Source organism: Janthinobacterium kumbetense, from assembly GCF_023703445.1.
Taxonomy (GTDB): domain Bacteria; phylum Pseudomonadota; class Gammaproteobacteria; order Burkholderiales; family Burkholderiaceae_D; genus Janthinobacterium; species Janthinobacterium kumbetense.
Genome location: NZ_JAMQGR010000003.1, coordinates 408912 through 421733 on the forward strand (window position 1 = coordinate 408912; position 12822 = coordinate 421733).

A 12822-nucleotide genomic window follows, 5' to 3' on the forward strand; every position below is an offset into this window, starting at 1 on the left:
CTGCGGATACGGCAGATGACAAAGTCCGAGCTGATCAACCGCCTCGCTGAGCGTTATTCTCAGCTGGTGGCGAAAGATGCGGAGTATGCCGTCAAGACCATTCTCGATGCGATGACCAACGCCCTGGCGACCGGTCAGCGTATCGAGATCCGCGGTTTTGGCAGTTTTGCCCTGAACAGCAGGCCCCCGCGCATCGGCCGCAACCCGAAATCCGGCGACAAGGTGATGGTTCCCGAGAAACGGGTACCCCACTTCAAGCCGGGCAAACAGTTGCGCGAGCGGGTGGACGCGATGGTCGGACAACCGATCATCGAGGATTAATCGTCTGCTGGAAGGCGACACAAAGAGCGGCGTCCTTGGATGCCGCTTTTTTTTGTTAATATGCTGAGAATGCCTGACATAAGCCACTGCGCGTCGCGCTTTGCGGCCTGCGATGCTCACCGTACTTCAGTACGGTTGCGCTTCTCGGACCAAAGGGGGCGCCGAGCCTCACTGACGCTCGCTACGCTTCTGTCAGGCATTCCAAGGTTGTGCCATACGGGCATTTTTTGTACTTTCTGGGCGTATCGATGAAAATCATCTCCACCATCGTTGGCTGTGTTCTCTTCGTCCTGTTCTTCAGTTTTGCGCTGAAGAATGCGCAGGTTGTCGACCTGCATGTTTTCCTCAATTATGAAATTCGCGGCCCCCTGGTCCTGATGCTGCTGGGCTTTTTTGTCGCCGGCGCCAGCCTGGGCGTACTGGCCCTGACGCCGACCGTGTTCCGTCACCGCCGCGAAGCGAGCAAGCAAAAAACCACCATTGCCGCGCTGCAGACCGTTGGCGTGGCCAGCAATGTCCAGCCGCAACCGGACAGCGTGAGCGCGCAGTAAGCGGCGCCATCGCTCCTATCTCTCTTACTCGAATAAAAACAATCGCATGGATTTTGAACTCTGGTGGCTCTTGGGTATCCCCGTGTTTTTCGCGCTGGGCTGGATTGCCGCGCGTGTTGACATTCATCAACTGGTGTCCGAATCGCGCAGCCTGCCGCGCAATTACTTCAAGGGCTTGAATTTCCTGCTCAATGAACAGCATGACAAGGCCATCGATGCCTTCATCGAAGTCGTCAAGCTGGACCCGGAATCGGCCGATATGCACTTTGCCCTGGGTAACCTGTTCCGCCGCCGCGGCGAGACGGAGCGCGCCATCCGCGTGCACCAGAACTTGCTGGCGCGCCCGGACTTGCCGCTGGAGCAGCAGGGCCATGCCGCCTATGAGCTGGGCATGGATTACCTGAAGGCGGGTCTGCTGGACCGCGCCGAAGAAACCTTCAACAGCCTGGTCGACACGCAATATGCGGCCCAGGCGCGCCGCGCGCTGCTGGAAATCTACCAGCGCGAAAAGGAGTGGCCACGCGCCATCGAAGCGGCCGTGGGCTTGCAGGAATCGGGCGCCGGCGCGCGCCAGAAGGAAATCGCCCAGTTCTATTGCGAACTGGCGCATGACGCGCTGGTGCACATGAAGCCGGACGAAGCCATGCCGCTGCTGGAAAAAGCCTTGCAGACGGACCGCAAGAGCGTGCGCGCCACCATCCTGACGGGCGACGTGCTGCTGGCGCGCGGCGACGTGGAAGGCGCGCTGACCACCTGGCGCCGCGTGGAGCAGCAAAGCGTGCCGCATGTGGCCCTGGTGGCGCAGCGCCTGATGGACGGTTATACCAAGCTGGGCCGTCCACAGGAAGGCGTCAACCTGCTGCGCTCCTACCTGGAAGAGGCGTCGTCGATCGACTTGATCGAAGTCGTCTTCAAGGCCGTCATCGAGCTCGACGGCGTGGAAGCGGCGAAACAGCTGGTCAGCGCTGAGCTGCGCCGCACGCCGACCCTGCTGGGCCTGGATAAACTGCTGGAAGCGCGCATGATGGATGCGCCGGCCGCCATCTGGTCGGAGCTGTCGATGGTGAAAAACCTCGTGCACGGCTATACGCAGAAGCTGGCCCGCTACCAGTGCAGCCACTGCGGCTTCAAGGCGCGCCAGTTCTATTGGCATTGCCCGGGCTGCAACAAGTGGGAAACCTATCCGCCACGACGCACGGAAGAACTCAACGTCATGAATTAGTCGTGCCCAGCACAGGGCTCATGGCTGCGTTGCAGCGCCTTGCCCTGAACCCTGTGCTGTGCACTTGCAGGTCAGAACCCATATTACAAATACGGCACAACCATGAAAATCACCATTATCGGCACGGGCTATGTGGGCCTCGTGACGGGCGCCTGCCTGGCGGAGCTGGGCAATGACGTCTTTTGCCTCGACCTCGATGTACAGAAGGTCGCCTTGCTCAACAGCGGCGGCATCCCCATCCATGAACCGGGCCTGGAAGAAGTCGTGGCGCGCAACCGCGCCGCCGGCCGCATGACCTTTTCCACCGACGTCGAGGCTGCCGCCGCGCACGGCGTGATGCAATTCATCGCCGTCGGCACGCCGCCCGATGAAGACGGCTCGGCCGACCTGCAATACGTGCTGGCCGCCGCGCGCGGCATCGGCAAGTACATGACGGACTTCAAGGTCATCGTCGACAAGTCCACCGTGCCCGTCGGCACGGCCGAAAAAGTGCGCGCCGCTATCCAGGGCGAACTCGATGCGCGCGGCGTGGCTGCCACGTTCTCCGTCGCGTCGAATCCGGAGTTCCTCAAGGAAGGCGCGGCTGTCGAAGACTTCATGCGCCCTGACCGCATCGTCATCGGCGTCGACGCCACGCCGGACGGCGAACGCGCGCGCGAATTGCTGAAAAGCCTGTACGCGCCGTTCAACCGCAACCACGAGCGCACCTACTGGATGGACGTGCGCTCGGCCGAATTCACGAAATATGCGGCCAACGCCATGCTGGCCACGCGCATCTCGTTCATGAATGAGCTGGCGAACCTGGCCGACAAGGTGGGCGTCGATATCGAAGCCGTGCGCCACGGCATCGGTTCCGACCCGCGCATCGGCCACAGCTTCCTGTATGCCGGTTGCGGCTACGGCGGTTCCTGCTTCCCGAAAGACGTGCAGGCGCTCGAGCGCACGGCGCGCGGCCACGGCCAGGAATTGCTGATCCTGCGCGCCGTCGAAGCCGTCAACGACCAGCAAAAGCAGGTGCTGGGCCGCAAAGTGGTCGCTCGCTTCGGCGAGGACTTGACGGGCCGGCATTTTGCGGTGTGGGGCCTGGCCTTCAAGCCGAATACGGACGACATGCGCGAAGCGTCGGCCCGCGTGCTGCTGGCCGACTTGCTGGGGCGCGGCGCCACGGTGGCCGTGTACGACCCCGTCGCCATGGCCGAGGCGCGCCGCGTGCTGCAACTGGACTTGACGCCGGAGCAACTGGCCAAGGTACGCTTTGCCGACAGCCCGAAGGATGCGCTGCAGGACGCCGATGCGCTGGTCATCGTGACCGAATGGAAAGCCTTCCGCAGCCCCGACTTCGAGCAGGTCAAGGCGCGCCTGAAGCAGGCCGTCGTCTTTGACGGGCGCAACCTGTTCGAGCCGGCCGTCATGGCCGAGAATGGCATTGAATACCACGGGATCGGCCGCTCGATCCTGACGCGCGCATGAGCGCCCACGAGGTGGTCGCCTTGACGGCGCCGGCCGCATTGGCCCAGGTACGCCTGCTGGTGGTGGGCGATGTGATGCTGGACCGCTACTGGTTCGGCGACGTCAGCCGCATCTCGCCGGAAGCGCCCGTGCCCATCGTGCGCATCGAAAAGCGCGAGGAACGCCTGGGCGGCGCGGCCAACGTGGCGCGCAACGCGGCCGCGCTGGGCGCGAAGACGAGCTTGCTCGGCGTGGTGGGCGATGACGAGGCCGGCAGCCAGGTCGAGCGCCTGCTCGAAGGCGGCGGCATCCACAGCTATCTGCAGCGCGACGCAGCCATTTCCACCATCATCAAGCTGCGCGTGATCGGCCGCCAGCAGCAGATGCTGCGCATCGACTTCGAGGATGCGCCCAGCGATACGGTGCTGCGCGACAAGCTGGCGCAGTTCAACGCGCTGCTGCCCCATTATGACGTGGTGATCCTGTCCGACTACGCCAAGGGCAGCCTGGTGAACGTGGCAGAGATGATCAAGGCGGCCCGGGCCGCCGGCAAGATCGTCATGGTCGACCCGAAAGGCGATGATTTCAGCCGCTATTCAGGTGCGTCAGTGCTCACTCCGAACAAGTCCGAACTGCGCCGCGTGATCGGCAGCTGGAATACGGAGGAGCAACTCACGGAGCGCGCGCAGCAGATGCGCGCGCAACTGGGCCTGGACGCCTTGCTGCTGACCCGTTCCGAAGAAGGCATGAGCTTGTACACGGCCGATGAGGTGCTGCACATGCCGACCGATGCGCGCGAAGTGTTCGACGTCTCGGGCGCCGGCGACACGGTGATCGCCACCATGGCAGCCATGCTGGGGGCCGGCATGGCCCTGGGCGACGCCGTGCGCACGGCCAACCGCGCCGGCGGCATCGTCGTCGGCAAGCTGGGCACTGCCACCGTCACCCGCGACGAGCTGTTTTCGCAGTAATATGTTGTATCGCCTGCGCCGGACCGTTTGATCTGGCGCAGGTTTTCCCGCAGTTCCGCAGTCCCATCTTGTCAACCGTATCACGCTACAGCCGTTAAGCCGTTAAGGCGCTGTTCCTCCCTTGCGTTCGAGTCATCTTGAAACCACATCACGGAGAGATACCCATGTTCAAAAAAATACTGCTGGCCATCGCCACCCTGATCGCGACGATGGGCTTTGCCTTTGCCCAGGTCGATGTTAACAAGGCGGACCAGGCGGCACTCGACAGCGTCAAGGGCATCGGCCCCGTCACGTCGAAAGCCATCGTCGATGAACGCGCCAAGGGCGGCGCCTTCAAGGATTGGGCCGATTTCGAAAGCCGCGTAAAAGGTATCGGCCCGAAAAGTTCCGTGAAACTGTCGGAAGCGGGCTTGCAAGTGAATGGCCAGGCCAAGTCCGGCGCGCCAGCGGCACCCGCTCCGGCGGCGAAAGCTGCCCCGGCAAAAAAGGATGCTGCAGTGAAGGAAGTTGCAGCGAAAGAAGCCGTACCGAAGCCAGCTGCTGCGACCGACACCGCTGCGGCACCAGCCAAGTCGGCCGCTGAAGCGAAGAAGGAAGCTGCTGCAGCCAAGAAAGAAGCCAAGGCCGCCGCCGCTGCAGCCAAGAAGGAAGCCGCCGCCGCCAAGGCAGTGCCTGCTGCCGCGCCGGCTCCCGCTGCTGCAGCGGCCGATGCCGCCCCTGTGAAAACGGCTGCCGAAACGAAGAAGGAAGCCGCTGCTGCGAAGAAAGCAGCAACGGCGGCCAAGAAAGAAGCCAAGGCTGCGGAAGCGGCTGCGAAGAAGGAAGCCAAACTGGCTGCTGCCGACGCGAAGAAGGCAGAAGCCGAGAAAAAGTAAGCGTGTTGCTGTAAAGCGTGTTGCGTGGTGGTGCCGCGCAGCACGAGAAGAAAACCCCGCGTGGTACCGGCCGCGCGGGGTTTTTTTTATTCCGCGGCCGGAACTTCCCGCTTGTCGGTGGGCCGGAATGGCGCAGCCAGTTGCCCTGCCAGCGTCTTCGGCATGTGCGCCTCGATGCCGCAGGCATCGGGCCATGTGCGCGGCAAGTGATGGGTGCCGAACACCCGGTCCAGCACGGGCAGGGTTGACGCATAGTTGCGGTTGATGTGCTCGAACTTGCTGTGGTGCCAGTGGTGGAAGGCGGGCGTGGCCACCAGCCATTCCAGCGGGCCGAAGCGCCAACGCAGGTTGGCGTGGATGAAGAAACCCCAGACGGTGCCGATCAGCAGCAAGAGCACGGGTGCCGCGCTGCCTGCCGCACCGGGGCCGGCCAGGCCCAGCAGATACAGCGGTGTCAGGCCGAACAGGCGCGTGACGACCATGTCGACGGGATGGGTGCGCGTATTGGCGAGGAAATATAGCTGTTCCGTGCTGTGGTGCACGGCATGGTAGCGCCACAGCCATGGAATTTCATGGCTGAGCCTATGCCCCCAGTAAGTGCCGACTTCGCCGATCAGCAAGCCCAGCAGAAGCTTGCCCCACAGGGGCAGGGTAGACAAGGTGGCGGGGATGGCGTCCGGCAGCAGGTGCTGGCCGGCGACGGCGAGCAGGGCCAGCGGCGCGGCCAGCAAGGCGGCCGGCAGCAGGCTGCTGATGAAATAAAAGCCCAGGTCGCTGAACAGTTCCGTGCGGGAACGTCCCGCGTGGCGTTCGCCAAACAAGCGCTCGAGCGGCACGAAGATCACGGCCAGCAGCACCAGCCACAGGCTCAGGCGCAGCACATCGATGGCGATGCCGGGCAGGTGGGTTTGCAGGGTGTGTAGCAGGCTCATTTCATTCCGTCAGGTAAGAAGCAAAAAAATCCGGACAAAGCTGGGCTGGTCCGGATTCTGTCACGCGCGCTGGCGGCTCAGACTGCTACAGCAGCCTTGCGGCGGCGTGCCATGAACCCCAGAAGGCCCAGGCCGCCGATCAGCATGCCCCAGGTCGACGGTTCCGGCACGGCCGACACCAGCGAGACGCCGTCGAGCAGCATGAATGGCGGCGCGCCGGACGGGCTGCCCTTGGCCATGAACGACAGCAATTCGCTGCTGTCCGTGGCCATGAAGGTCATGCTGGCCTGGTGCCAGCCCGTGAAACCCTGGCTGACGTTGGCCAGGGATGCGGTCTGCTGTTTGCTGTTGCCCAGCGACACATCCCAGTAATTGACCAGGTTATCGCCACGGAAGCCCACCTGCTGGGCCGCGCCGTAGGAAAAGCTCAGGGTGTAGGCCTGGCCGGGGATCAGACCGCTGACTTGCTGCGTGACGGGGCCGGGAAAGTAATCCCAGTCGGCCGCCAGCACGTTGCCGCCCGTAGGGCTGGCGCCCAGGCCGTTTTGCGGGCCGTGGCCGCTGTACGAATTCGGACCCCACAAGGCCAGCGCTGTCGCGGCGTTGGTGTCGTCGATGTTGTTGCCGTTCAAGACGAAGTTATAGCCTTTGCTGGACCAGTCGCTCAGGTAGGTGCGGTCCGCGCGCGCGTACGTGCCTTCGTTCAACTGTTTCGAGGTGCCGTTGCTGGTCAGTTCGAAATCGCCATTCTTGACCAGGTTGGTCGTTGCGGCCTGGGCGGCGGTGACGCACAGGGAAGCGACAGCCAGCACCAGCAAGGTAGATGTTTTACGCATGATAAAGCTCCAAAAGTGACAGGGTAGTGTTGCAGTCTGTCGGCGAGCTTTTGGCCAACGTTTATTCAATCGCGGAAGGGGCGAGAAGGGTACTTCAGGGACAGCAGTGGTGTCCTGTTGTAACGATTATAGCAGCGTTTGGCAAAATGGCATCTAACATGTCTCGAAAACAACAAATATTTTTAGATGGTAATCTTGCCAGGATTAAAGTTTTTACATGCCGCGCACGCCTACAGCTGCGATTCGATCGGCAGCCAGCGCATCACGGACACCAGCGTGCGGCGCCAGAAGCCTGCTTCGGGATCGTGCGTCCACACTTTGGCGGGCTCCTCGGTAGCGTCGGACCAGCGCAGGGCGCCGTTGTCGAGGAATACGCGGTAGCTGGTGTCGCTGGCCGTCGAATGCTGGAACAGCGCGCGCATGTCGGTCGCCAGGGCGGCATCGTCGAACAGCACGCCCATCTCCGTATTCAGCTGGGCCGAGCGGGGATCGAGGTTGAAGGAGCCGACGAAACCGCGCTGGCCATCCACCACGACGGCCTTGGTATGCAGGCTGGCGCGGCTCGACCCCATCAGGCTGATGCGCTTGCGGTGCAGGGTCTTCAATTCATACAGCTCGATGCCGCCGCCCAGCAGCGCCTGGCGGTAGCGCGCATAGCCTGCATGCACGAGGGCCACGTCGGTGGCGGCCAGCGAGTTGGTCAGCACCTGGACCTGGACGCCGGCGGCAACCTTTTCACCCAGGGTCTGCGTCAGTTCCGCGCCGGGCACGAAGTATGGCGAGGTCAGCAGCGCTTCCTGGCGCGCGTCCGTCAGCAGGGGCAGCAAGCTGTGCATGAGCCAGTGCTCGCTGCGCTGCAAACTGGCCACGGGCGCGGCTTTTTCCGGCGGGTCCGACAATACTTGCACGTGCGTGCTCCAGTGCAGGCGCAGCCGGCCATCGAGGTGGGCTTGCAGCTGGCCCGCATCGGTCAGCCGGCGCAGGTAGGGCGAGGCGCCCAGTTCTCCGGTCAGCGCGTCGAGGCGGGCGCGCACGGCCTGTAGCTCCGATGCGCCCGCGTCCTTGCCAGCGTGCAAGGCGCTGATGGGAATGACAGCGCGGCTGTTCCAGAAGCGGTCGAAGATGTCGCTCGTCTGCTGCACGGCGGGGCCCACCAGCAGCAAGTCCGCATCCTGGAAATTGACTTGTTCTGCGGCATCGAAGTATTCATCGCCGATATTGCGCCCGCCGACGAGGGCGACCCTGCCGTCGACGATCCAGGCCTTGTTGTGCATGCGCCGGTTCAGGCTGACGGCGCGCAAGGCCATTTCCATGGCGCGCAACCAGATGCCGTCGCGGTTGCGGCCCGGATTGAAGATGCGCACGTCGATCAGCGGGTGGCTGTCGAGCGCCAGGATGGCGGCGTCCTGGCCCCGCGCGTTGATATCGTCGAGCAACACGCGCACGCGCACTCCACGGTCGGCCGCGCGCAGCAGTTCGCGCACGAGCAGCCGTCCCGTGACGTCGTTATGCCAGATGTAGTATTGCAGGTCGATGCTGCGGCCCGCGTCGCGCGCGCTCAGGGCGCGCAGGGCGAACGCTTCCAGGTTGTCGTCGATCAGCGCCGTGCCGCTGTGGCCCGGGCGTTGCGCCAGCTGCGGCGCCAGCACGCGGTCGAGCAGGGTGGCGTCCGCCGCCACGGGCAAGGCCATTCCTGGCGCACCCAGCGACCGCTCGGCGAAACGCCCGTAGCTGTACAGCGCGGCGATGCTGAGCACGGTAAACAAGGTGGCCAGCAGCAACAGTTTGACGAGCATGCGGCGCACCGTCAGCGGACCGCGGGCATGTTGCGGCGCGAGGAAAGCTTGGCGGTGTGGGACATGCGGACTCTTTCAGCTGGATGGCAACAGCCGATTGTAGCAGTTTCTACAATGCACGATTTTCAGGCGGAGCCAGCCGGCAGCCGCGCCAGGAAGCCGTGAATCTGCGACACCACGGCCGCCCCTTCGCCGACGGCGGCGGCCACGCGCTTGGTGGAACCGGCCCGCACGTCGCCGATGGCGAACACGCCCGGCACGCTCGTTTCCAGGGCGGCCCGCTCCGGCAAGTCCGGCGGCGGGTAGGCTAAATGCGACGCATGGCCATGCGCGCGGCATTCGGCGCGCGTGACGTCGAAGCCCGTGCGGATGAATCCCTGTTCATCGACGGCCACGGCGCAGTCGTGCAGCCAGTCCGTGTTCGGATCGGCGCCGACGAAGAGAAACACGCGGCGCACGGCGCAAGCGGCTTCCTCGCCCGTGCGGTTGTTGCGCCAGCGCACCTCCGTCAATCCATCGTCGTCGCCTTCGAGGGCGATGATTTCCGTGTGCGTGTGCAAGGTGATGTTGGGTGTGGCGGCGATGCGCTCGATCAAATAGCTCGACATGCTGGCCGCCAGCCCTTCGCCGCGGATCACCATGTGGACCTTGGCGGCGTGGCCGGAGAGAAATACGGCCGCCTGGCCGGCCGAATTGCCGCCGCCGACCAGGATGATCTCTTCCTGCCGGCACAGCTTGGCTTCGATGGGCGAAGCCCAGTAATACACGCCCCGTCCCTCATACGTTTTCAGGTTGGCCAGCGAGGGGCGGCGATAGCGCGCGCCGCACGACAGCACCACCGTGCGGGCCCGCACCTGCGTGCCGTCGCACAGGTTGACGCGCAGGGGCCAGGTGTCGCACAGCAAGTTGGCGGCGCTGGCCGGCGTGGCGATTTCGACGCCGAATTTTTGCGCCTGCACGTAGGCGCGTCCCGCCAGGGCGCGGCCAGAGATGCCGGTGGGAAATCCCAAATAATTTTCGATGCGCGCGCTGGCGCCCGCCTGGCCGCCGTACGCGCGCTGTTCCAGCGCCAGCACGGTGAGACCTTCGGACGCCGCATACACGGCCGTGGCCAGGCCGGCAGGGCCGGCGCCCACCACCAGCACGTCAAAAATCTTGTCGCCGGACAAATCGGGCAGCATGCCCAGACAGCGCCCCAGTTCCGCATTGCCGGGATTCTTCATGATCTTGCCGTCCGGACAGACCACCAGCGGCCACTCCTGCGGCGTGGGCTGGTAACGCCCGGCCAGCGCGGCGGCGGCCGCATCCGTGGCCGGATCGAGCACCGTGTGCGGATGGCCATTGCTAGACAGAAAACTTTGCAGGTGGAACAGATTGCCGTTGCCGCGCGGCCCCACCAGCACGGGGCCGCCCGAATTCGATTCGATCAGCGCCACGCGGCGCAGGATCAGGGCGCGCACGATGCGTTCACCCATCTCCGCCTCGGCCACGATCAGCGCGCGCAAGGATTCCGAGCTGATGTCGAGCAATTCCACGGCGCCCACGGCGCTGCCGTTGACGAGGGTGGGGCGGCCGGACAATTGCGCCACTTCGGCAATGAAATGGCCGACGCCCACTTCGCGCAGCTGCGACGCCTGCCCCAGCACTTCGTGACGCTTGATGCTGACCCGCCCGGACAATATCACCAGCATGCCGAAGCTGCTGCTGCCCGCCTCGAACAGCGTATCGCCATCGGCAAAACGCCGCCGCGTGCCATAGCGCTGCAAGCGCTGCAGTTCTGGTGCAGTGAAGACGGGCGAGATCTGGTGGCTGCGGCCCTGCAAGTCGAGCGTGGCAAACTGGACGGGATCGTCCTGCGTCGTTTCGGGAATGAATTCGGGTGTGTTGCTGGCCATGGCGAGTCCGTTCGGAGGCTGAATAAGCAAATAACAAAAATAACTAACAGTGGCGAGTCTAGCGCATGCGGCGCGCGCCTGCCGCAATCGCCCTTGTACACGCCCGGAAACGGCAGCGCGGCAGGCGCCGTGCGGCATGCGGCGGCGCAGCCGGACGCGCGCGCAGGCCCGGATGCAGGCGCCGATGAGCGATACGCCACCCAGCATCTCATATTAGAATGGGTCTTTGTTGAATCTACTCAAACAGACACGATGGCTTACAAGACACTTGAAGATACGATAGGCAATACCCCGCTGGTGCAGCTGACGCGCTTGCCGGGTGCCGATGCGCTTGCGCGCAACAACGTCATCCTTGGCAAGCTGGAGGGCAATAATCCGGCCGGCTCCGTGAAGGATCGCGCCGCCATGTCCATGCTCAAGCGCGCTGAAGAGCGCGGCGTCATCAAGCCGGGCGATACCCTGATCGAGGCGACCAGCGGCAATACGGGCATCGCGCTGGCCATGGCCGCCGCCTTGCGCGGCTACAAGATGCTGCTCCTGATGCCGGATAACCTGAGCGTGGAGCGCCGCCAGAGCATGGCCGCCTACGGCGCCGACATCCTGTTGACGCCGAAGACGGGCGGCATGGAATATGCGCGCGACCTGGCCGAGCAGATGCAGAAGGATGGCCGTGGCGTGATCCTCGACCAGTTCGCCAACGAAGACAATTCGCGCGCCCACTATGAAAGCACGGGGCCGGAAATCTGGCGCGATACCAATGGCCAAGTCACGCATTTCGTCAGCGCCATGGGCACGACGGGCACCATCATGGGCGTGTCGCGCTATTTGAAGGAGCAGAATCCCGCCATCCAGATCATCGGCGCCCAGCCCGAGGAAGGTTCGCAGATTCCCGGCATCCGCAAGTGGCCGGAAGCGTACTTGCCGAAAATCTATGACAAGTCGCGCGTGGACCAGGTGGAATACGTGAGCCAGGGCGTGGCCGAACGCATGGCGCGCAGCCTGGCGGCGGAAGAGGGCTTGTTCTGCGGCATCTCGGCTGCCGGCGCGTGCGAAATCGCGCTGCGCATCTCGCAAACGGTGGAAAACGCGACGATCGTGTTCGTCGTCTGCGACCGTGGCGACCGCTATCTGTCGACCGGCGTGTTTCCTGCTTGATAGTTGATACGGGAAAATAATATCGGCCAGAACGGCCTGAGAACTGCTGGAAATACCCCCTCCCCATGGCGGGGAGGGAAAACCTGCGCAACTGGCAGGATCAGCCTTGTGGCGTTTCGCCTTCTTTTGGCTTGAATTGCTTGTCGCTGATGCGGAATTTGTTGCGGCGGTCACCCATCAGGTAACGCAGGTCGCGGATGCTCAGGTCGCTGACTTCGTGCATGCGGATCAGCAGCGATGCGCCGACCGGCAGGCGGTGGTGGCGGATTTTGCTGATGACTGGCGGCGCTACTTCCAGCGCGCGGGACAGGGCTGCGTCGTTTTTCAGGCGCAGGTTTTCGATCAGGGTATCGAGCAATCTGTTTGGGTTGTATTGAAGCAGATCGTCGGAGTCCGAATCGCTGTTCATATCAATGCCGACTTGGTTTGTCATGATGTTATTGTTCCTTCTGTAGTTGCACTGCAAAGTAAAAAACACTCGGAGCTCGCTCTTGCTGCGTTCATGTTCATTCTTTACTAAAAGGAACGAATTCACACACGGTACGATCCGGGATACAGTTTTTCATAATATATACACAATTGTACAACAGGATTCAATTTCAGGCCGGAAAGCCCAGTAATCTTGCTTTGTACAAAATAGGTGTTGTCTTGTTGCAACACCTATTTATTCTTTATTATGCTCTATGATAGAACAAAAATTGTACTTTGACAAAAGTTAAGTATAAAACCATTTCCGTATTCCGTGCCGCACAAAGGCTGGCGAGCAAGGCTGGCACATGTTATCGGCCCTACCATAGACTTGTTTTCTGGTCGCTTCAA

12 protein-coding genes are annotated in these 12822 nt (G+C 63.1%); 7 read left to right on the forward strand and 5 right to left on the reverse strand.

Annotated elements, in window-relative coordinates; translation table 11 throughout:
• Nucleotides 1-15 precede the first annotated feature (15 nt).
• From NCG91_RS12770 to NCG91_RS12795, 6 genes are all read left to right on the forward strand, one after another.
• On the forward strand, nucleotides 16-321 hold the full coding sequence (locus tag NCG91_RS12770) for an integration host factor subunit beta (RefSeq protein ID WP_008446215.1): 306 nt from the start codon (nucleotides 16-18) through the stop codon (nucleotides 319-321).
• 248 nt (nucleotides 322-569) lie between these two features.
• Entirely contained in the window at nucleotides 570-872 is a 303-nt protein-coding gene (locus NCG91_RS12775) for a LapA family protein (protein ID WP_077400759.1), read from the forward strand.
• A 46-nt stretch (nucleotides 873-918) separates the two neighbouring features.
• Complete coding sequence (gene lapB, locus NCG91_RS12780) at nucleotides 919-2094, forward strand: lipopolysaccharide assembly protein LapB (RefSeq protein ID WP_077400762.1); 1176 nt, start codon at nucleotides 919-921, stop codon at nucleotides 2092-2094.
• Nucleotides 2095-2196: 102 nt separating this feature from the next.
• Nucleotides 2197-3564 carry a UDP-glucose dehydrogenase family protein gene (locus tag NCG91_RS12785; RefSeq protein ID WP_099665144.1) on the forward strand — a complete coding sequence of 456 codons (1368 nt, stop codon included), beginning with the start codon at nucleotides 2197-2199 and terminating at the stop codon, nucleotides 3562-3564.
• The gene (gene rfaE1 / locus NCG91_RS12790) at nucleotides 3561-4514 is read left to right on the forward strand and encodes a D-glycero-beta-D-manno-heptose-7-phosphate kinase (protein WP_251349952.1); all 954 of its coding nucleotides are present in this window, start codon (nucleotides 3561-3563) and stop codon (nucleotides 4512-4514) included. The genes NCG91_RS12785 and rfaE1 overlap by 4 nt, the downstream gene beginning before the upstream one ends.
• 164 nt (nucleotides 4515-4678) lie before the next feature.
• Entirely contained in the window at nucleotides 4679-5389 is a 711-nt protein-coding gene (locus NCG91_RS12795) for a ComEA family DNA-binding protein (RefSeq protein WP_251349953.1), read from the forward strand.
• Between the two features lie 86 nt (nucleotides 5390-5475).
• Here NCG91_RS12795 and NCG91_RS12800 read toward each other — a convergent pair whose 3' ends face one another.
• From NCG91_RS12800 to NCG91_RS12815, 4 genes are all read right to left on the reverse strand, one after another.
• On the reverse strand, nucleotides 5476-6321 hold the full coding sequence (locus tag NCG91_RS12800; protein ID WP_251349954.1) for a sterol desaturase family protein: 846 nt from the start codon (nucleotides 6319-6321) through the stop codon (nucleotides 5476-5478).
• A 77-nt stretch (nucleotides 6322-6398) separates the two neighbouring features.
• Nucleotides 6399-7157, reverse strand: coding sequence for a PEPxxWA-CTERM sorting domain-containing protein (locus NCG91_RS12805; RefSeq protein WP_251349955.1), 759 nt, complete (start codon nucleotides 7155-7157; stop codon nucleotides 6399-6401).
• Between the two features lie 230 nt (nucleotides 7158-7387).
• Complete coding sequence (locus tag NCG91_RS12810) at nucleotides 7388-8953, reverse strand: phospholipase D family protein (protein WP_251349956.1); 1566 nt, start codon at nucleotides 8951-8953, stop codon at nucleotides 7388-7390.
• A 125-nt stretch (nucleotides 8954-9078) separates the two neighbouring features.
• Nucleotides 9079-10848 (reverse strand): FAD-dependent oxidoreductase, encoded by a 1770-nt coding sequence (locus NCG91_RS12815; RefSeq protein WP_251349957.1) that lies wholly within the window; start codon nucleotides 10846-10848, stop codon nucleotides 9079-9081.
• 252 nt (nucleotides 10849-11100) lie between these two features.
• Here NCG91_RS12815 and cysM point away from each other — a divergent pair, with 252 nt between their 5' ends.
• Complete coding sequence (cysM, locus tag NCG91_RS12820) at nucleotides 11101-12003, forward strand: cysteine synthase CysM (RefSeq protein ID WP_035825682.1); 903 nt, start codon at nucleotides 11101-11103, stop codon at nucleotides 12001-12003.
• A gap of 100 nt (nucleotides 12004-12103) precedes the next feature.
• On the opposite strand, the gene NCG91_RS12825 is transcribed toward cysM, so the two are convergent.
• Complete coding sequence (locus NCG91_RS12825) at nucleotides 12104-12436, reverse strand: hypothetical protein (protein WP_034751784.1); 333 nt, start codon at nucleotides 12434-12436, stop codon at nucleotides 12104-12106.
• Between the last annotated feature and the right edge of the window lie 386 nt (nucleotides 12437-12822).

Bases quoted from the DNA above. Each gene is read 5' to 3' on its own strand.
- NCG91_RS12770 (WP_008446215.1), top strand. From the start codon at position 16: ATGACAAAGTCCGAGCTGATCAACCGCCTCGCTGAGCGTTATTCTCAG.
- NCG91_RS12775 (WP_077400759.1), top strand. From the start codon at position 570: ATGAAAATCATCTCCACCATCGTTGGCTGTGTTCTCTTCGTCCTGTTC.
- lapB (WP_077400762.1), top strand. From the start codon at position 919: ATGGATTTTGAACTCTGGTGGCTCTTGGGTATCCCCGTGTTTTTCGCG.
- NCG91_RS12785 (WP_099665144.1), top strand. From the start codon at position 2,197: ATGAAAATCACCATTATCGGCACGGGCTATGTGGGCCTCGTGACGGGC.
- rfaE1 (WP_251349952.1), top strand. From the start codon at position 3,561: ATGAGCGCCCACGAGGTGGTCGCCTTGACGGCGCCGGCCGCATTGGCC.
- NCG91_RS12795 (WP_251349953.1), top strand. From the start codon at position 4,679: ATGTTCAAAAAAATACTGCTGGCCATCGCCACCCTGATCGCGACGATG.
- NCG91_RS12800 (WP_251349954.1), bottom strand. From the start codon at position 6,321: ATGAGCCTGCTACACACCCTGCAAACCCACCTGCCCGGCATCGCCATC.
- NCG91_RS12805 (WP_251349955.1), bottom strand. From the start codon at position 7,157: ATGCGTAAAACATCTACCTTGCTGGTGCTGGCTGTCGCTTCCCTGTGC.
- NCG91_RS12810 (WP_251349956.1), bottom strand. From the start codon at position 8,953: ATGCTCGTCAAACTGTTGCTGCTGGCCACCTTGTTTACCGTGCTCAGC.
- NCG91_RS12815 (WP_251349957.1), bottom strand. From the start codon at position 10,848: ATGGCCAGCAACACACCCGAATTCATTCCCGAAACGACGCAGGACGAT.
- cysM (WP_035825682.1), top strand. From the start codon at position 11,101: ATGGCTTACAAGACACTTGAAGATACGATAGGCAATACCCCGCTGGTG.
- NCG91_RS12825 (WP_034751784.1), bottom strand. From the start codon at position 12,436: ATGACAAACCAAGTCGGCATTGATATGAACAGCGATTCGGACTCCGAC.